The sequence below is a fragment of the Synechococcus sp. CBW1108 genome, from assembly GCF_015840335.1.
In the GTDB taxonomy this organism is placed as follows: domain Bacteria; phylum Cyanobacteriota; class Cyanobacteriia; order PCC-6307; family Cyanobiaceae; genus Cyanobium_A.
On sequence record NZ_CP060395.1, the window covers coordinates 1,461,601 to 1,479,172 of the forward strand.

The window sequence follows — 17,572 nt, forward strand, 5'->3', positions numbered from 1 at the left end:
GGTCAGGGCGAATTGCTAATCCCTTTGCTAACCCCTAGTCTTGACCATCCATTGGCTAGCCGAAGGGGGTGCCAAGCAAGCAAACAACCGGCGATGGCCGCCACTATCTATCTGCACTGGGCCGCGACGGCCTACACCTGGGTGCGCAGCGGGCTCTACCACTCGATCATCCGAGGCGATGGCCAGGTGCAGCGGCTGCACAGCTACGCGGTGGACCTGCCGGCCCACACCTGGCGGCGCAACAGCAATGCGATTGCCCTGAGCTGCGCCTGCATGGGCGGGCGCCCCGATCCCTGGACCATTCCGCCCACCCCCATGCAGCTGGAGGCCCTCTGCCAGGAGGCCGCCGCCGTGGCCCGCAGCTGGGGCTGGGATGCAGGCGCCATCACCATCCAGCGGCTGATGACCCACGCCGAGGCCGCCGCCAACCGCGACGGGCGCCAGCCCCACGACAACTACGGCCCAGTGATCTGGGGCGGCACCGGCGAGCGCTGGGACCTTCTTCAGCTGGAGAAGGGCGGCCCGCCCACCGGCGGTGAGCAGTTGCGCCAGCGGGTGCGCCAGATCCTGCGGGGCGAGGCGGGTGCAGCGGGTGCGACGGGTGCTTCGGGTGCGGAGATGGCGCCTGATCCTGAGCCTTTGCAGTTTGTGCGCAGCAGCGTCATCCAGGCGCGCGGCGAGCCCCTGGCAACCGCGATCGATGAGCATGGCAGCAGTTGGGCCCTGGCCGCCGAGCTGCTTGAGCGCTACGGGCTTGCGTTTGAGTGGGATGGGCAGCGCCGCCGGATTATCGTGGGCGCCCTCGATGTGGTGCCGCTTTTCCGGGAGGATGCGGTGCAGGCTTCGGTGGGCTGGCCGCTGGTGGAGATCACGCTGCAGCAGGCCCTGGCGCCGGTAATCCTGCGGGGGATCCTGCGCGAGGGGCGGGCCTGGTGTCGGGTGCTGGAGTTTGCCGAGGAGTTTGGGATCAGCGCCAGCTTCGATCCCTTTGCCCTGGCCGAGCGTCGCGGCGGCTGAGGGGCAATTCAGGGTTCGGAACCGTATTTGGAACCGTATTTGGAACTGGGCTCGGAGCTGGGAGCGGTCAGCTCAGGCACTGTCAGCCCCTGTTGGGGCCAGCGATCAACGGAGCCACTCCTGCGGAAGATCGACAATCGCGCGGAACTCGGGATCCTTGTGCAACAGGGTGGCGCCCACCTGCTGCGCCGCCGCAGCGATCCAGGCATCGGCCAGCGAGAGCGAGTGACGCGTCTTGATGCTGGCGGCTTGTTCCAGCAGACGCTCTGAGGCCTCCACCCAGCGCAGCGGCAGGGCCTTGAGTTGCTCATAGGCCAGGCGGCCGGCGCGCTCGTCCTCGTCTTTCCACACGCGGTAGAGCACCTCCATCCGGCTTAGAAAGCAGGCGTAGCAGCGGTCGGGTTGCTCCAAGGTCTGTTCGACCCGTTCGGCGCCCGGTTCGTCGTCGCGCAGCGTGAGCAGCGCCGAGGTGTCGAGCAGGAGCAGCGATCCCATCTGGCGGGTCATTCATCTGCCAGCCGCTCGGCTTCGCGATCGGCCAGCAGGCGTTGGCTGGAGCCGCTACGGCGGCCCATGCCACGGAAGGCTTTCACAGGGGAGGGATCCACCGGTACCACCCGGATGGAGCCATCGGCCTCCACGATCCATTCCAGGCGCTGGGCTGGCCCAAGGGAGAAGCGCGTCCGAATGGCGGCCGGGATCACGGTTTGCCCGCGAGCTGTGATGGTGCTGCGCATGGCCGAATTCCGGCGTGTGAATTACCAAATTCTATCTTTGATCATTCATGGCTTCGGCTTGCCCAATGGCAAATGGCCGCTTCTCCTGGGCTATGAGCACCTGGCTGTGGACCAGCAGCTGGCTGTCCATTGGCGGAAGCCCTGTTGCTCCATCAAATCCGCTGGGCAGCACCGACCTGCGGCACCTGTTTGTGCTCCCAGAGGCGATGGCGCTGATGTCAGGCGCAGAGGTGTTGCGGCTGGCAAACAGCGGCCTCTGCAGTCTCACGGCCTTCCCGGACCTGGCCATGCCTCTCGATTGGCTGCTGACTGAACCCGAAGGGTTCGAAGGGGAATGACCCTGGGTCAAGCTCGTTGCTTGGGGGTGTCGGGAAATCTGTACAGCTGTACAGATTTTGGACGCTTTCAGCTCAGTCCCAGCCGGCGGGGGCGATCAGCCACGTTCACCGGGATTCTGGGGCTTTCCGGGTTCACCGTGATCGACCGCAGCTGGGGCCGCAGCAGGAGATCCATGTAGGGCACGCACCTCGAATCCCTGCAGCTCGGGGCGGGTGGTCGGGGTAAAAGGGTTTTGCCCGCAGGGATGCCCGCCATGGATGCGTTCACGCCATTCCCCCATACTCCTCCAGCAACGAGATCACGTCTCGGACTCGCCTGGCGTTGCGTTCGGAGGGTTCGAGCTGGTGCCTGTGCTGGACAAGATTGCACTTGAGCTTGCTGCTGAGCTCGTCGAGCCGCTTGATCTCTTGTTCGATCGCGTAGCGCTCCATGTCGACGTCGATCGTTGGATGCCAGCTTGCTGTTCTATAGCCGCCGCCACGGCGGCAGCTGCTCCCAGGAGGTTGACATGGGTATAAATTGGTAAAAGGTGTGATCAGGGCGAGGAGCAGGGGTGCAAAAACCGTAATCCAGCCTTGCCGGTCAAAACACAAAGTCACCGTAGCGAGCCCAAGCCCTCAGTACAGGAAAACTACTGGGGCATCCGTGGAATCACGGGCCAGTCGGACGGCCGGATCCAGGGCCTCGATCTGCGGCCAGAGCTGCTGCGGCGCGATTGAGCGCTCGCAGCCTGAACCCGAAGGGTTCGAAGGGGAATGACCTTGCGTCAGGCGACCGGCCTACTTGGCCAGGCTCACCGGGGCTGCAGCATGTGATCGATGTCTTCCATGGGGATGACCCCCAGCAGCACCTCGTTGCCCAGCACCATGGCGCCGGTGTCCACCGGCCAGGATGACTTCGCGCTGTTCCAGCTCCCGCAGTTGCAGCTGGATGGCGATGTGGGGCCCGGTGGGGATGGTTTGGAGAACAGCATTCCCCGGTGGCCTCCTGCAGGACTGATTGAGCCCATGGGCTCCCTGCTGGCCCAAGGGCCTTCCCGGACGTGGCCATGGCTCTTGATTGGCTCGCTGATTGAACCCGAAGGGTTCGAAGGGGAATGACCCTGGGTCAGGCGCGTTGCTTAGGAGTTTGCGGAAAAACTGCCTGAAAGGCCGCGTTTTTCCCTCCAGAGAGCTGATTGTGCTCCGTTCGGGCTGAAATGATGCGTTTCAGCGGTTCAGAACGCCCGATTTCAGGCGTTTTGCCCCGTTGGGGCTTCCTGGAGGCCGCCTCATTGGCACACCTCTGGGCAACCACCTGTTCATGCCGCCGCCATCGCCGGTTTGAGCAGGTTGCCCAGCCGGATCAGGTTGTAGGCGATCACGTGCAGGCCAAACACCGCACTCACCTTGTCGGTGCCGCGCAGTTTGAATTGGCGCAGACCGCCCCACTGTTTGATCCAACCAAACACCTTCTCGATACCGCGGCGGGCATTGATCGACTTGGCGTAGCCCTCGTGGCGCGTGGTGCGGCCATCAATGGCGGAGCCACCAGAGCGGGCGGTGTTCTGAGCGACGTGCGGCGTCACGGCGATGCGACGCATCTCGGCGACAAAGCCCTTGGTGTCGTAGTTCTTGTCGGCACCGATGGTTTTTTGGTGGGCACCGGGGATGTCAGCCGCCATCGCTTTGGCGGCTGACATCCCCGGTACCCACTGCTTGGGTAACGCGGCAATCGACGATCAGGGCATGGCGGTTGTCCATGAGCACGTGGCCTCGGTAGCTGGGTTGAGCCGGGTGGGAATTGGACTTGCGGGCCAGCAAGGCGTCTGGATCGACGCTGGAGCGGTGGGTCTTGTTGCTGAGCTTGATGCCGCGGAAGTCACCCTTGGCCCGCTTCTTACCGGGCTTTGGAGCGCCAAAGCCCTCGCCAGGGCCTGACGACGGTGGCGGTGGGTCCTGCTGACCATCGGTCCGCTCCAGTGAGGCATGGGACGCCCAGGCCTGCAGCAGGGTGCCATCCACTGAGAAGTGTTCGTCGCTGAGTAGCGGCTTGACCTCCGGAGCACCCATCAGCTTCTCCAGGAAGCGCCCCATGACCTGCTCGTTCAGCAACCGCTCCCGATTTTTGGTGAATGTGGTGGGGTGCCAGATCGGATCATCCGGGCTCAGGCCCACAAACCAGCGGTACAGCAGGTTGTAGTGGAGCTGCTCCAGCAACAGCCGCTCCGAGCGAATCCCGTAGAACGCCTGCAGCAACGAGGCCAGCAGCAGCTGTTCTGGCGGCACCGAGGGCCGGCCTTCTGCGGCGTAGAGCGCGCAAAAGGTGGGATTGAGCCGATCGAGGGCCTGATCCGCCAGTTTCCGGATCCGCCGCAGCGGATGACTGGCCGGGATCCGCTCCTCAATCGACACGTAGGAGAACAGGGAGCCGCTGCGCTCCCGGTGACCTCGCATCTGGGCTGGGCGGTTAATCCATTTTCGCGCAGGCTTGGTTTTTCAGCAAACTCTTAGGTGTGTCTGCAAATCAGTACAAGCTGTACAGATTTTGCACGCTTTCGACTCAGCCCTGGCCGGCGGGGTCGATCGGCCAGCTTCACCGGGATGGCAGGGATCTCCGGGCAGGTTTCACAGCGATCGACTGCAGCTGGCGCTGCAAACTCCTGGCCCCCCGGTTTCAGGAAAGATGTCACCCCTTTGATCCATCCATCCGGGGGCTTGAGGACATGACCAATGCGCCGATACAGCGAGGCCGTTAAGGCTGATGTGAGGAGACGGATGCACCCGCCCCACAGGCAGAGCGTGGCCCGGATTTCAGAGGAGCTGGGCATTCACGTGATGACCCTCTACAAATGGAGGAAGGCCTGGCGGTTGCAGGGAGAGGTGGTGCCGGCATCCGAGAAGGAACCAGAGGGCTGGAACGCCGCCGACAAGTTCACGGTGGTGCTGGAAAGCGCCGGGCTCAATGCCACCGAACTCAGCGCCTACTGCCGCGAGCGGGGCCTGTTCCCTGAGCAGGTGAGCCGTTGGCGGCAGGCGGCCCAGGATGCCAACGCCAAGCCGGTGCTGACGATGGCCGAACAGAAGGAGCTCGAGAAGCTCCGCGCCCAGGACCAGCGGGAGATCAAAGCCCTCAGAAAGGAACTGCAGCGCAAGGAGAAGGCCATGGCGGAGATGGCGGCTTTGCTGGTGCTGCAAAAAAAGTGGGATGCCTTCTGTTCGGAGGACGCGGAAGGCTGACCAGCGCCGTGCACCGGCGGAAGGTGATCGAGCTGATCGGGGAGGCCAATGCTGCGGGCGCCGGCCTGGTGAGGGCCTGTGGTGTGATCGGCATCTGCCTGCGCACCCTCAAACGCTGGCGGAAGGCCTTCCTGGGTGATGGGGACGGCGTGGATCGCCGTAAAGGCAGTGCTCGGCTGGTGGGTCACCGCCTGAGCGAGGAAGAGCGCCAGCGAATCCTGCTGACGTGCAACCAGCCGGAGTACGCCGCGCTGCCGCCAGGGCAGATCGTGCCGGCACTGTCCGATCAAAAGCTCTTTATTGGTTCAGAGAGCAGCTTCTATCGGGTGCTGCACCAGGCGGGTCAGTGCCACCGCCGGGGGAGGGCCAGGCTGCCTCAAGAACCGCGCTCGGTGCCGCGCCTCAGGGCGGATGGCCCGAACCAGGTTTGGAGCTGGGACATCAGCTTCCTGCCGACCACGGTGCGGGGTGTGTGGCTCTACCTCTACCTGGTGATCGACGTCTGGAGCCGCAAAGTGGTGGCCTGGGATGTGGCCGAGGTGGAGTCGGCTCAGATCGCCGCGGATCTGGTGCAGCGGGCCTGCCTCAAGGAGCGCTACCACCGCCCCAACGGCTTTGGCCGCCGCCAGTGCCAGCAGCAGCCACTAATCCTCCACGCCGACAACGGCAATGCAATGCGCGGGGCGACGCTGGAATCACGGCTCGAGGAGATGGGCGTGCTCAGATCCTTCTCCCGGCCAAGGGTCTCAAACGACAACCCATACTCGGAATCCCTTTTCCGTACGGTCAAATACCGCCCCGACTACCCCAGCCGGCCATTCGCCAACAAAGAGGAGGCCTGTGAATGGGTGGCAGCATTTGTGGATTGGTACAACCACCGGCACCACCACAGCGCGATCAAATTCGTGACGCCCCACCAGCGCCACAGTGGAGCTGCCAAGGCCATTTGCCAGCAGCGCACTGATGTCTACGAGGCCGCCCGCCGTGCCAATCCAACGCGCTGGAGCGGTGCCACCCGCTGCTGGAGTCAACCGGCAGAAGTGTGGATAAACAAGCCAACAGAAGAGCCCGATCCGGTCCTGGCGCTACCCTTAATCAAGGCCGCCTGAATGGCAGCCAAGGAGTGACAACTTTCCTGAAAGTCACCGGGCTAGCCGCGCATGACCATGGCAGCCCGTATGGTTTTCAGTACTAAAGTGAAGGTATCGATTGGCATGTCGCAATGGCAGACCCGAACCTCCTGGCCAATGTGCTTACCTCTGCCGAGCTCAAGCGCCGCGGCATCGTGGCGATCGAACAAGCCCTTCAGCGCGGACCAGTGCACCTGTTGAAACGTAATCAGCCTGCTGCGGTGGTGTTGAGCGAGCAGCACTACCGGCAGCTGCAACGTCAGGCTGATCAGGCCGTCAGGCCCGAAACATCGGCTTTGGAGTGGTTGTTGATGCAACCTCAGGCGCCCCAGCCGCGCAGTAAAGCAACCATTGACGCTGAGCTGGCTGCCGAGCGCGACTGGTGAGTGGCTGCCGTGATTGCCTTTCTCGATGCCAGTGCCCTTATTTACCTGCTTGAGGGTGAGCCACCTTGGGCCTCGGCGGTCAAGCATGAGCTGCAGGCCCCGGTGACTTTCAGGAAAGTTGTCACTCCTTGGCTGCCATTCAGGCGGCCTTGATTAAGGGTAGCGCCAGGACCGGATCGGGCTCTTCTGTTGGCTTGTTTATCCACACTTCTGCCGGTTGACTCCAGCAGCGGGTGGCACCGCTCCAGCGCGTTGGATTGGCACGGCGGGCGGCCTCGTAGACATCAGTGCGCTGCTGGCAAATGGCCTTGGCAGCTCCACTGTGGCGCTGGTGGGGCGTCACGAATTTGATCGCGCTGTGGTGGTGCCGGTGGTTGTACCAATCCACAAATGCTGCCACCCATTCACAGGCCTCCTCTTTGTTGGCGAATGGCCGGCTGGGGTAGTCGGGGCGGTATTTGACCGTACGGAAAAGGGATTCCGAGTATGGGTTGTCGTTTGAGACCCTTGGCCGGGAGAAGGATCTGAGCACGCCCATCTCCTCGAGCCGTGATTCCAGCGTCGCCCCGCGCATTGCATTGCCGTTGTCGGCGTGGAGGATTAGTGGCTGCTGCTGGCACTGGCGGCGGCCAAAGCCGTTGGGGCGGTGGTAGCGCTCCTTGAGGCAGGCCCGCTGCACCAGATCCGCGGCGATCTGAGCCGACTCCACCTCGGCCACATCCCATGCCACCACTTTGCGGCTCCAGACGTCGATCACCAGGTAGAGGTAGAGCCACACACCCCGCACCGTGGTCGGCAGGAAGCTGATGTCCCAGCTCCAAACCTGGTTCGGGCCATCCGCCCTGAGGCGCGGCACCGAGCGCGGTTCTTGAGGCAGCCTGGCCCTCCCCCGGCGGTGGCACTGACCCGCCTGGTGCAGCACCCGATAGAAGCTGCTCTCTGAACCAATAAAGAGCTTTTGATCGGACAGTGCCGGCACGATCTGCCCTGGCGGCAGCGCGGCGTACTCCGGCTGGTTGCACGTCAGCAGGATTCGCTGGCGCTCTTCCTCGCTCAGGCGGTGACCCACCAGGCGAGCACTGCCTTTACGGCGATCCACGCCGTCCCCATCACCCAGGAAGGCCTTCCGCCAGCGTTTGAGGGTGCGCAGGCAGATGCCGATCACACCACAGGCCCTCACCAGGCCGGCGCCCGCAGCATTGGCCTCCCCGATCAGCTCGATCACCTTCCGCCGGTGCACGGCGCTGGTCAGCCTTCCGCGTCCTCCGAACAGAAGGCATCCCACTTTTTTTGCAGCACCAGCAAAGCCGCCATCTCCGCCATGGCCTTCTCCTTGCGCTGCAGTTCCTTTCTGAGGGCTTTGATCTCCCGCTGGTCCTGGGCGCGGAGCTTCTCGAGCTCCTTCTGTTCGGCCATCGTCAGCACCGGCTTGGCGTTGGCATCCTGGGCCGCCTGCCGCCAACGGCTCACCTGCTCAGGGAACAGGCCCCGCTCGCGGCAGTAGGCGCTGAGTTCGGTGGCATTGAGCCCGGCGCTTTCCAGCACCACCGTGAACTTGTCGGCGGCGTTCCAGCCCTCTGGTTCCTTCTCGGATGCCGGCACCACCTCTCCCTGCAACCGCCAGGCCTTCCTCCATTTGTAGAGGGTCATCACGTGAATGCCCAGCTCCTCTGAAATCCGGGCCACGCTCTGCCTGTGGGGCGGGTGCATCCGTCTCCTCACATCAGCCTTAACGGCCTCGCTGTATCGGCGCATTGGTCATGTCCTCAAGCCCCCGGATGGATGGATCAAAGGGGTGACATCTTTCCTGAAACCGGGGGCCCTTGCTGATGGGCACCCCCAGCTGGCGATTGCCCTTAGCCGCCTCAGTGTTCTGGAATGCCGCGTGGGGCCCCTACGGCGCTGGGATCAGTCAAGTTTGGAGCGCTTCGATGGCTTTTTCGCCCGCAGCGATTTGCTGTGGCAAGAGCTCAGCCCAGCGGTGGTGGAGCAGGCCACAACGTTGCGAGCCCACCATGGGCTCCGCACCCCCGATGCCCTGCAGGCGGCCTGTTGCCTGCAACTGGGCCAAGACGCGGTGATGCTCAGTGGCGATGGCGATTTTGAACGCATTGCGGGGTTGCGGCTGCGTCTGATCCGTTGAGCTCAGCGCAAGGATCATTTCTTTCCATAGGTGGCATCGGACGTGGCCATTCCTCTCGATCAAGCGCGTTGCTTGGGGGTGTCAGGCAATCTGTATAGGTTGTACAGATTTTGGATGCTTTCAGCTCAGTCCCAGCCGGCGGCGGCGATCAGCCAGGCTCACCGTGATCGACTCAAGCCGGCTCAGACCTGATCGATAGAGGCCAATGAAGGGAGATCACGGCTGACGTGGAGAATGCGAACCAAAAGCAAAGACGAAGCACCAGGCTGAAACAGGATCAAGAAGCGCTGCTGAACACAGCAACGGATGTCAAGACCGAGCGCAGTGCTCTCGGATGGCTTGGATAAACCGAATAGCTGCAGGTGCGCTGTCGATCGCGATGGTGTCTGCGATCTCTTCTAGATCCAATTCAGCCTGCTGAGAAAAGACAACCTCCATCAATCAAGGCTCAACCAACACAGCGGAATGGTTGCTGTACTTCTGCTCGAGCCTCTGAAACACAGTTTCAGCGCTCTGCCCTGGCCCGCTGTCCAGTCCGTGGCGCACGTCTGCGCGAAGGGCTGCCAGAGCTGCTGCATGACGCTGCTCTTCTTGCTCGAGGAGTCTCAGGGCATCACGCACAACCTCGCTGGCACTTGCGTAGCGGCCACCACTGATCTGATCCTTGATGAACTGCTCGAAATGGGAACCAACGACGTAACTGGAAGGCATCACCAGCGGCGCTCACGAGGCCACCGGCCTGAGCGCCGCGGCAGCGTCAGGACGTTCAAGCCATTCCCCCGTACTCCTCCAGCAGCGAAATCACGTCTCGGACTCGCCTGGCATTGCGTTCGGAGGGGTCGAGCTGGTGCCTGTGCTGGACAAGATTGCACTGAGCTTGCTGCTGAGCTCGTCGAAACGCTCGTCGAGCTTCCGTAGCCGCTCGTCCTCTTGCCTCCTCTGCTCGTCTTCTCTCCTCATCTGCAGAATTCTCTGCTCGAGCTCGTATTGCTGCACGCTTGTATCGATCGTTGGATGCCAACTTGCTGTTCTATGGCCGCCGGCACGGCGGCAACGATGCAAGGAATTCCTGCTTGCTGCGGTAGGTCGACGGAAGTGGCTCCCAGGAGGTCGACATGGGTGTAATTGGTAAAAAGTGTGATCAGGGCGAGGAGCACTGCGGCGAAAACCGTGATCCAGCCTTGACGGTCAAATCCCAAAGCCACCGTAGCCAGCCCAAACCCTGAATACAGGTTAGTACAGGCAAACTAGCAGGGCATCCGTGGAATCGCGGACCGGGCGGATGGCCGGATCTCGCACGGCACCCCTCAGCCCTGGGCGGCCTCCGCGGTGGCTGCAGCGGCCCACGCCAACCAGGCGGTGGTGGCAGCAGTGCAGGCCAAGGCGCTTTTTTGGTGGCGCCACCGCCACAGCGGCTTTAACGCGCGGCAGCAGAAGCTGCTCAACCGGCTGCTCGATGCAGAACCCGAAGGGTTTGAAGGGGGGATGACCCTGGGTAAAACGATTGGATTCACCACGGTAAACCGGGCCACGGCCTGGCGGGATCTCAGTGAGCTGGTGGAACTCCAGGCCCTCGAGCCGATCGGCGCTGACCGGAGCCGGGCCTATCGGCTTTTCACGCTGCGGCCAGATCCAGGGCAAGGCGCTTCAACTCCGCTGCGCCAGCCCTCCAGCCAAGTTCCACGCAGAGAGTTATTTGGGTGTGCGCGCATCACCGCAGCAGATGCACGGGTTCGCCGGCTTCGCTCAGCAGGCGCGCTGCTTCGCGGTCGAAGGTGGCTAGCTGCTGGCTGCCCAGCTGTCGTCCACCGAAAGCGATCACGCCATCGGCGAAATCGCCGCCCGATGCGAACAGCTTGAGCCCGGCTGTCACGGCCGGTCGATCGGCCACCACGCTGCTGCTGGCAAACAGCGCTTCGATAGCGCTGACGCAGTCGTGGTTGGAGAAGCGGTAGACACGGCGTAGCACCCAAACCAGTTCGCACAACACAGGCAGGGGGATCGCCACCAGCTCCGCCTGCTCCAGCAGCGCACTGGCTGATTTGGCCTGCTCGGGATCGTCCTGCACCAGGGCGCGCACCAGCACGTTGGTGTCGGCCGTGATTTTCATGGGCTTTTGCTGGGCTGGGCGTTTGCGTCGCCGAGCCCGGCCCAGCCGGCGGCGGCGGCCTTACTCAGCTCCTCCAAGCTTGCGCAGTGGCTGCTGCGGCCTGCCAGTAGGCCGATGAAGCTGTTGATGCTGCCGGTGGCTTGCTCGGCGTGCAGCTCCAGCCGGCCGCCAGGCAGCACCTCCACATCAATGCGCTGGCCAGGCTGAATGCCCAGATGGGCCAGTAGATCCTTGCGCAGCGTCACCTGCCCTTTTCGGGTGACGGTGAGGGACCGCGATCGCTTGCGCCTTTGCGTTGGGGGCTCGACCATTGCAATGCGCACCTTCAATCTTGATTGTAAGGCGTTTTTGCCTTGCCGATCAGATTGGCTTCTGTGGCACCCGATGGTCTGTGATTTGACCCTACGTCGATTCACATTGCGGATTTAGCCCGCCATTCCGCCATACTCCTCAAGCAATGAGATCACATCTCGGACTCGCCTGGAGTTGCGTTCGGAGGGGTCGAGCTGGTGCCGGAGCTGGACAAGATTGCACTGAGCTTGCTGCGGTAGGTCGATGGAAGAGCCTCCCAGGAGGTCGACATGGGTGTAATTGGTAAACAGCGTGATCAGGGCGAGGAGCAGGGAGGCAAAATCCCTAAATACAGGATAGTACAATTAAACTATCGTGGGCATCATTGGAATCACGGAGAAGCCCAGTCCGGCTCCAGTGAGGGCTTGCGGTGCTCGCTGGGGCTGGGAGTAGGCGGTGGGCCCGGCCGGATCTGGTTGCCACGACCGGGATATACTTTGGCTATTCGAGCTGAGCTGCGGTGAAAGTGAAGGTGCAGGCCTGGGGCAACAGCCTGGGGCTAAGGATCCCCAAGGCCTATGCCGCCGAGCTGGGTGTGGGCTCTGGCAGTGAAATGGAGCTGAAGGTGGAGGCCGGTGCCTTGCTCGCCAGGCCCGCAGAGGCGATCCACCTGGATGCCCTACTGGCTGAGATCACGGCTGAGAACCAACACAGCGAAACTGACTGGGGTGAGCCCACCGGTGCGGAGGTGTGGTGAGAGCACCGGCGCGCGGGGCTCTGATCTGGCTCAGCTTCACACCACAGAGTGGGCGTGAACAGGCTGGACGCCGCCCGGCTTTGGTGGTGTCGTCATCGACGTACAACAGCAAGGTTGGCCTTGCTTTGGTGTGTCCCATCACCAGCAGGGTGAAGGGATACCCATTTGAAGTGGCGCTGCCGGAAGGGGGGCCGGTGCAGGGGGTGGTGCTGGCGGATCAACTGCGCAGCCTGGACTGGCGCAGCCGAGAGGCTGAGCTGATTGCCAATGCTCCGATTGCGGTGGTGGAGCGGGTGCTGCAGCTGGTTGGAGCGCTGTTGAGCAGCCCGTAACAACCCGTAGCTGCACCAGGCACCGCACGACCGGCAGCCCCACTCACCAGCACAGGCGTGGCTGCAGTAAGAGCCAGATCCAGGAAGACCTGATCATGGGGGTCTCGCACGCGGTGGGAGCTTGCAGGGATGGGACCCGTCCAGCTTTCACACCACGGCAGTAGATCTTCTAAGAGGCGCTCTCGATCCGCTGCTGGGGTGTGATTGCCCAACTGGTGCGGGAATGCCCTCTTGGCCATGGGGGTGTGGAGCGGGTGGCCCATGAGCTTGCTGCTGGCTGGCCCTTTCCAAGGGCTGGTTGCAACACCCAGCAGTTTGCGGTCGACTTTGCGGCCGCCATGGAATCACTCAGGCCATGGCTACCCGTCTTTGGAAAGCATGATCATCGGATATAATCCGATGATGCCACCTAGAATGCACAAACTAATCCATCCGCTGCAGGCCTTCAAGCCTGCACCGCTGGCGCGGGAAGCACTGGATGAAGCTCTCAGCGGTTATCGGCGCCCTAACGACAAGGTGAGCGAATGGCTGAGAGAGGGCGCCCTGCAACCGCTGCGTCGTGGGCTGTATCTGGTGGGGGCGCCGCTGCGCACCAGCCCCGCCTGCCTACCCTTGCTGGCCAATCACCTCTATGGCCCTTCCTACGTATCCCTCGACTTCGCCCTGGCCTGGCACGGTCTGATACCGGAAGGAGTGGCGGAGGTCACCTCGGTGACCCCGAGGCCAGGCCACCTACACAGCAATGCCCTGGGACGCTTCAGCTATCACCATCTGCCACTGCGCTACTACGCGGTGGGGCAAGAACTGGGCCAGTCAGCCGATGGGCTCAGCTTCCTCATGGCCAGCCCCGCTAAAGCGCTGGCAGACCGGCTGGTGCTCAGCCGCTCCTTACCGGCGTTGTCGCGCCGTGCCATGCAGCAGTGGCTGATGGAAGATCTGCGGCTGGATTCCGAACAGCTGGGCGAGCTCAACCTGTGCGAACTCCGCGCCTGCCTGGCCACCGGCTACAAGCAAAGACAACTGGGAACCTTGCTCAGCGTGGTCGAAAGTCTGCAACAGGAGCTGGCGCCATGAACCGGGTGGTTGAGCAGATGCTGCAGAGGATTCCTCTCGACAGTGATGCGGCGCGGAGCCAGGCCTTGCGGGAAGTGATGCAGGAGATTGCCCTGGCGGGGCTCTACCGCCGTGGTTTCTTTAGCAAGGCCGCGTTTTATGGCGGCACCTGTCTGCGCATCTTTCATCAGCTGCCGCGATTTTCCGAGGATCTGGATTTCTCGCTCCTGCAGCCAGTTCCCCACTTCTCACTGCAACCCTATCTGCGAGGGCTGGAGGAGGAATTTGCCGCCCTCGGCATCGGTGTTGGGCTTTCAGCCTTTCTCAAGCCAACCTCCACCGTTGTTGAACTCGCAATAAGTGGCACAAAAATTCTGAAGATCAAATTGGAGGTCGACACAGACCCGCCCCTGGGATTCAGCACCGAGGAGCAGCTCCTGCTGGAGCCCTTTTCCTGTTACGTGAAATGCTTCAGCCTGCCCGATCTATTCGCCGGCAAGATGCATGCCGTGCTGTTCAGGCAATGGCAACAACGGGTCAAGGGCCGCGACTGGTTTGATCTGGAGTGGTATCTGCGCCAGGGCGTCCCCCTGCATCTCGATCATCTGGCTGAGCGGGCTCGCCAGAGTGACCATTGGCCAGCGGATCAGCCCTTCACGGAAGCGACGTTGCAGACGTTGCTTCATGAGCGCATCGAGCGACTGGATGTAGCCAATGCCCGCATCGACATAGAACGCTTCATCCCAGACCCCCAGCCGTTGGCAATCTGGTCGCCCGACTACTTCCAGCAACTCGCCCGACGGATCACAACGGTCTGAACATCAGGCCGATGGCCTTCTGCGCAGATAGGTCTGCGGCCAATAGGTCACCTGCTGCCCCACTCTGCCGCCCTTCGGTGATTCGCTGGTCTAGCCGGAAGGGAGTTTGGTTGAGCAAACGCAGGCCCGAGCGACTCAACGGACATGGGGTCAGCGTCAAAGGTTTTGGCTGCAGGGAGGCCCGCCATGGCTGCCTGATCACGCCGGTGGCCGCAACTAGGGAAATTTCTCCATGTCCAGGTGCCAGGTCAGAACTGCGCGCCCGGTTCCTGCCGATCGATGCGGTCCTGTTCGGCCAACAGGGCGAGGTAGGCGTTCAGTCTTGCTCGGTTGAGCTCGTCGGAGGGGTCGAGCTGCACTCGGGCGCTGAGTAGAGCTGCGCCGCGGAGGAGAGCAATTCCCTGCCCCTGGCGTTCAGCTGCCTCAGCTTGGAGTTTTCGCGCTTCAGCTGCTCGGTTTCGTTCTTGATCTGCTCTGCTTCGTTCTTGATCTGCTCTGCTTCGATCCTCAGCTGCTGCGCACGCATCCTGGCGTCGAGCCCACGCATCCTCGCGTCGTGTGCACGCGTCCTGGATTCTTCGATCCTCCTCTCGACGCCGGGATCGCGACGCCAATTGAGCATCGACAGCCACAACCGCCAGCGAGGAAGCGATGAGCCATACGCCCCATTGCCGGTTGAGTTTGTGTTTGGTTGAACCGAAGGCGATGTGGTCATAGGAGCTGTAGAGAGCGATGAGACCGATCACAAGGCCGCCGATGGCTTGCATCCAGGCCTGGCCATCGAAACCGAGAAACCTCCAACGTCTATATTCCGATTCTGGCGCAAGATCGGCCACAGCAGCGAGCGGATGTAGCTGGGCTCATGTAGTACATGCATTCGCCTAAGGCGGTATCGGCCGAGCATTTTTTTGCCCGCCATGGCTGCGTTCACGCCAATCCATCGTATTCCTCCAGCAGTGAGATCACATCTCGAACTCGTTGCGCGTTGCGCTCGGAGGGGTCGAGCTGGTGTCGGAGCTGGACAAGATTGCACTGAGCTTGCCGTTGATCTCGTCGAGCCGCTTTATCTCTTGCTCGATCGCGAAGCGCTCCACGTCGACGTCGATCGTTGGATGCCAATTCAGCTTCTGCAATAGCCGCCGCCACGGCGGCAACGATGCAAGGAATTCCTGCTTGCTGCGGTAGGTCGACGGAAGCGGCTCCCAGGAGGTCGACATGGGTGTAATTGGTAAAGAGCGTGATCAGGGCGAGGAGCAGGGCGGCAAAAACCGTGATCCAGCCTTGACGGTCAAATCCAAGCAACACCGTAGCCAGCCCAAACCCTTAACACAGGATAGTACAGGTAAACTAGCAGGGCATCCGTGGATTCACGGGTAGCCCGCCGCACGACCCAAGCCCTAAACCCCGCAACCCGCCCGCTTACGGGCAACAACCTGGGGCACCAGCCACTCGCTGGTGGTCCCGGTAGCCCACCAAAGCGTGAGGCGCAGGGCATCCCGAAGAAGATTGCGGCGTTCACCGGGGCTGGGGGTGGCGGGGCGAAGCCGCCATCGGCTCAGGGGTGATGGTGGGATGCACCAAAAACATCAAGCTGGTTTCACCAAGCAAGCGGGCAACGGGTAGCCGCTCGGCTGGAGCCAGGCCCTTCAGGCCCTTGGCAATGGTTAGAAACGCTGCTTAGCAGCTCAGTTCTCTAGAAACGTCTCCACACTGATACCTGATTGGCGCAGGATGGCGCGAAGGGTTCCCTCGGGCATGTCACCAGGGTGGTTCGGAATCGTGGTGTAGCGATTGCCTGAACGTTGGTACCAGATCTCGTGGGAACCAGCTGCTTGGCGGTCAAACGCAAAGCCGAAGAGCTTCAAACGCTTGGTGACATCGCGGTAGCGATAACCAGACAGACGACCCACTACGCGCTGAGGACAACGGGAAGCTCAAAGGACTGCGCGAGGGGAGCAGAAGATTCAAGTTCACCCCGATCAAGCCGCGCTTCGTGAAGCTTTTTGGCTACATCACGGGCAATCTCGAGGGTCTCCGTCACGGTGCGCCCCTGGGCGACCAGACCAGGAATGCTTCCACAGGTGGCCAGGTAGCCACCCTCAGGCAGCCGCTCCAAATGAAAGTTGACGAGCCATTCAGCCACGATGGAGGTCTCGCAGGGTCATTTCAATTTAGGAAGACAATTGTTCCAGGTAACTGGCGGCGAGGAGCAGGGCGGCAAAAACCGTGATCCAGCCTTGACGGTCAAATCCCAAAGCCAACGTAGCCAGCCCAAAACCTGAACAGGATAGTACAAGCAAACCAGCGGGACATCCGTGGAATCACGGGCCAGGCGGCCGGCCGGATCCAAGGCCTCAATCTGCGGCCAGGGCTGCTGCGGCGCGATTGAGCGCTCGCTGATTGAACCCGAAGGGTTCGAAGGGGAATGACCTTGCGTCAGGCGACCGGCCTACTTGGCCAGGCTCACCGGGATGTTGGGGCTTTCCGGGTTCACGGTGATCGACTGCAGCTGGGGCCGCAGCACCAGATCCATGTCTTCCATGGGGATGGCTCCCAGCAGCACCTCGTTGCCGAGCACCATGGCGCCGGTGAAGCAGCGGCGGTTGGCGAAGCTCACCTCAATGGGGCCCATGTAGGGCACCGTGCGGCGGCGTCCATCGGCCAGGATCACCTCCCGCTGCTCCAGCTCCCGAAGCTGCAGCTGGATGGCGATGTGCTCAGGGATGCAGAGGTGCACGGCCCCGGAATCGGCCAGGGCACTCACCTCCATTCCCTGCAGCTCGGGTCGGGTGGGGTTGGAGAGCTGAACTGTGCCGTGAATCAAGCCCATCTGGTCAGGGTAAAGGGGGTTTTCCCCGTAGTAATGCCACCGCCTGGTGGGGATCAACCGTGTCCTGGTAACCGGCGGTTGCTGCGCGAACTATCAGGGCATCCTTGGAATCACGGCCTTCCCGGACGTGGCCATGGCTCTCGATGCCCTAGCTGATTGAACCCGAAGGGTTCGAAGGGGAATGACCCAGGGTCAAGCTCGTTGCTTGGGGGTGTCAGGAAATCTGTACAGGCTGTACAGATTTTGGACGCTTTCAGCTCAGTCCCAGCCGGCGGGGGCGATCAGCCAGGCTCACCGGGATGTTGGGGCCGCAGCAGGAGACCCATGTAGGACACGCACTTCCATTCCTGCAGCTCGGGGCGGGTGGGGTTGGAGAACTGGACGGTGCCATGAATCAAGCCCAACTGGTCA

The 17,572-nt window shown here is 62.3% G+C and carries 22 protein-coding genes and 3 pseudogenes; 9 read left to right on the forward strand and 16 right to left on the reverse strand.

Translation table 11 applies throughout. The features are described from left to right. The first annotated feature begins 93 nt into the window (after positions 1-93). Positions 94-1,017: an N-acetylmuramoyl-L-alanine amidase gene (locus H8F27_RS07750; RefSeq protein WP_197152901.1), complete on the forward strand. Its 924-nt coding sequence runs from the start codon at positions 94-96 to the stop codon at positions 1,015-1,017. Positions 1,018-1,122: 105 nt separating this feature from the next. Here the strand turns inward: H8F27_RS07750 and H8F27_RS07755 are convergent, their stop codons facing one another. Together H8F27_RS07755 and H8F27_RS07760 are read right to left on the reverse strand one after the other, a co-directional pair. Beyond that, complete coding sequence (locus H8F27_RS07755) at positions 1,123-1,524, reverse strand: PIN domain-containing protein (RefSeq protein ID WP_231596589.1); 402 nt, start codon at positions 1,522-1,524, stop codon at positions 1,123-1,125. Then, positions 1,521-1,754, reverse strand: a complete 234-nt coding sequence (locus H8F27_RS07760; protein ID WP_197152902.1) for an AbrB/MazE/SpoVT family DNA-binding domain-containing protein — start codon at positions 1,752-1,754, stop codon at positions 1,521-1,523. The genes H8F27_RS07755 and H8F27_RS07760 overlap by 4 nt, the downstream gene beginning before the upstream one ends. A gap of 92 nt (positions 1,755-1,846) precedes the next feature. Here H8F27_RS07760 and H8F27_RS07765 point away from each other — a divergent pair, with 92 nt between their 5' ends. Next, entirely contained in the window at positions 1,847-2,092 is a 246-nt protein-coding gene (locus H8F27_RS07765; RefSeq protein ID WP_197152903.1) for a hypothetical protein, read from the forward strand. A gap of 264 nt (positions 2,093-2,356) precedes the next feature. On the opposite strand, the gene H8F27_RS07770 is transcribed toward H8F27_RS07765, so the two are convergent. Together H8F27_RS07770 and H8F27_RS07775 are read right to left on the reverse strand one after the other, a co-directional pair. After that, entirely contained in the window at positions 2,357-2,524 is a 168-nt protein-coding gene (locus H8F27_RS07770; RefSeq protein WP_197152905.1) for a hypothetical protein, read from the reverse strand. A gap of 869 nt (positions 2,525-3,393) precedes the next feature. Next, positions 3,394-4,528, reverse strand: a pseudogene (locus H8F27_RS07775) (IS5 family transposase). A gap of 276 nt (positions 4,529-4,804) precedes the next feature. On the opposite strand from H8F27_RS07775, the pseudogene H8F27_RS07780 reads away from it, so the two are divergent. After that, positions 4,805-6,420: pseudogene (locus H8F27_RS07780) on the forward strand (IS3 family transposase). A 113-nt stretch (positions 6,421-6,533) separates the two neighbouring features. Further along, on the forward strand, positions 6,534-6,827 hold the full coding sequence (locus tag H8F27_RS07785; protein WP_197152907.1) for a hypothetical protein: 294 nt from the start codon (positions 6,534-6,536) through the stop codon (positions 6,825-6,827). A 139-nt stretch (positions 6,828-6,966) separates the two neighbouring features. On the opposite strand, the pseudogene H8F27_RS07790 reads toward H8F27_RS07785, so the two are convergent. Beyond that, positions 6,967-8,582, reverse strand: a pseudogene (locus H8F27_RS07790) (IS3 family transposase). A 40-nt stretch (positions 8,583-8,622) separates the two neighbouring features. Here H8F27_RS07790 and H8F27_RS07795 point away from each other — a divergent pair. Continuing rightward, positions 8,623-8,970 carry a PIN domain-containing protein gene (locus H8F27_RS07795; RefSeq protein ID WP_197152915.1) on the forward strand — a complete coding sequence of 116 codons (348 nt, stop codon included), beginning with the start codon at positions 8,623-8,625 and terminating at the stop codon, positions 8,968-8,970. Between the two features lie 309 nt (positions 8,971-9,279). Here the strand turns inward: H8F27_RS07795 and H8F27_RS18240 are convergent, their stop codons facing one another. The 5 genes from H8F27_RS18240 to H8F27_RS07820 form a co-directional block, all read right to left on the reverse strand. Then, positions 9,280-9,408: a type II toxin-antitoxin system RelE/ParE family toxin gene (locus tag H8F27_RS18240; protein ID WP_197152917.1), complete on the reverse strand. Its 129-nt coding sequence runs from the start codon at positions 9,406-9,408 to the stop codon at positions 9,280-9,282. A 3-nt stretch (positions 9,409-9,411) separates the two neighbouring features. Next, entirely contained in the window at positions 9,412-9,681 is a 270-nt protein-coding gene (locus H8F27_RS07805; protein WP_197152919.1) for a type II toxin-antitoxin system ParD family antitoxin, read from the reverse strand. 522 nt (positions 9,682-10,203) lie between these two features. Then, positions 10,204-10,611: a hypothetical protein gene (locus H8F27_RS07810; protein WP_197152921.1), complete on the reverse strand. Its 408-nt coding sequence runs from the start codon at positions 10,609-10,611 to the stop codon at positions 10,204-10,206. A gap of 70 nt (positions 10,612-10,681) precedes the next feature. Further along, positions 10,682-11,080, reverse strand: coding sequence for a type II toxin-antitoxin system VapC family toxin (locus H8F27_RS07815; protein ID WP_197152923.1), 399 nt, complete (start codon positions 11,078-11,080; stop codon positions 10,682-10,684). After that, complete coding sequence (locus H8F27_RS07820) at positions 11,077-11,325, reverse strand: AbrB/MazE/SpoVT family DNA-binding domain-containing protein (protein ID WP_197152925.1); 249 nt, start codon at positions 11,323-11,325, stop codon at positions 11,077-11,079. Before H8F27_RS07820 ends, H8F27_RS07815 begins: the two co-directional genes overlap by 4 nt. A 566-nt stretch (positions 11,326-11,891) precedes the next feature. Here H8F27_RS07820 and H8F27_RS07825 point away from each other — a divergent pair. From H8F27_RS07825 to H8F27_RS07840, 4 genes are all read left to right on the forward strand, one after another. After that, on the forward strand, positions 11,892-12,128 hold the full coding sequence (locus tag H8F27_RS07825) for an AbrB/MazE/SpoVT family DNA-binding domain-containing protein (RefSeq protein ID WP_197152927.1): 237 nt from the start codon (positions 11,892-11,894) through the stop codon (positions 12,126-12,128). Further along, on the forward strand, positions 12,125-12,460 hold the full coding sequence (locus H8F27_RS07830) for a type II toxin-antitoxin system PemK/MazF family toxin (RefSeq protein WP_231596590.1): 336 nt from the start codon (positions 12,125-12,127) through the stop codon (positions 12,458-12,460). The genes H8F27_RS07825 and H8F27_RS07830 overlap by 4 nt, the downstream gene beginning before the upstream one ends. Positions 12,461-12,874: 414 nt before the next feature. Next, positions 12,875-13,534 (forward strand): hypothetical protein, encoded by a 660-nt coding sequence (locus H8F27_RS07835; RefSeq protein ID WP_197152936.1) that lies wholly within the window; start codon positions 12,875-12,877, stop codon positions 13,532-13,534. Beyond that, a complete protein-coding gene (locus tag H8F27_RS07840; RefSeq protein WP_231596591.1) occupies positions 13,531-14,331 on the forward strand; it encodes a nucleotidyl transferase AbiEii/AbiGii toxin family protein in 801 nt (266 codons plus the stop codon). Before H8F27_RS07835 ends, H8F27_RS07840 begins: the two co-directional genes overlap by 4 nt. Before the next feature lie 248 nt (positions 14,332-14,579). Here H8F27_RS07840 and H8F27_RS07845 read toward each other — a convergent pair whose 3' ends face one another. The 6 genes from H8F27_RS07845 to H8F27_RS18000 all read right to left on the reverse strand — a co-directional run bounded on the left by H8F27_RS07845 (position 14,580) and on the right by H8F27_RS18000 (position 17,565). Next, a complete protein-coding gene (locus H8F27_RS07845) occupies positions 14,580-15,167 on the reverse strand; it encodes a hypothetical protein (RefSeq protein WP_197152938.1) in 588 nt (195 codons plus the stop codon). Positions 15,168-15,293: 126 nt separating this feature from the next. Continuing rightward, entirely contained in the window at positions 15,294-15,548 is a 255-nt protein-coding gene (locus H8F27_RS07850) for a hypothetical protein (RefSeq protein ID WP_197152940.1), read from the reverse strand. Positions 15,549-16,016: 468 nt separating this feature from the next. Then, positions 16,017-16,241: a type II toxin-antitoxin system HicA family toxin gene (locus tag H8F27_RS07855; protein WP_197152941.1), complete on the reverse strand. Its 225-nt coding sequence runs from the start codon at positions 16,239-16,241 to the stop codon at positions 16,017-16,019. Beyond that, positions 16,241-16,474 (reverse strand): type II toxin-antitoxin system HicB family antitoxin, encoded by a 234-nt coding sequence (locus H8F27_RS07860; RefSeq protein ID WP_197152943.1) that lies wholly within the window; start codon positions 16,472-16,474, stop codon positions 16,241-16,243. Before H8F27_RS07860 ends, H8F27_RS07855 begins: the two co-directional genes overlap by 1 nt. Positions 16,475-16,780: 306 nt before the next feature. Next, the gene (locus H8F27_RS07865; RefSeq protein ID WP_197152944.1) at positions 16,781-17,161 is read right to left on the reverse strand and encodes a clan AA aspartic protease; all 381 of its coding nucleotides are present in this window, start codon (positions 17,159-17,161) and stop codon (positions 16,781-16,783) included. A 281-nt stretch (positions 17,162-17,442) separates the two neighbouring features. Continuing rightward, complete coding sequence (locus tag H8F27_RS18000) at positions 17,443-17,565, reverse strand: hypothetical protein (RefSeq protein ID WP_255517751.1); 123 nt, start codon at positions 17,563-17,565, stop codon at positions 17,443-17,445. Positions 17,566-17,572 lie beyond the last annotated feature (7 nt).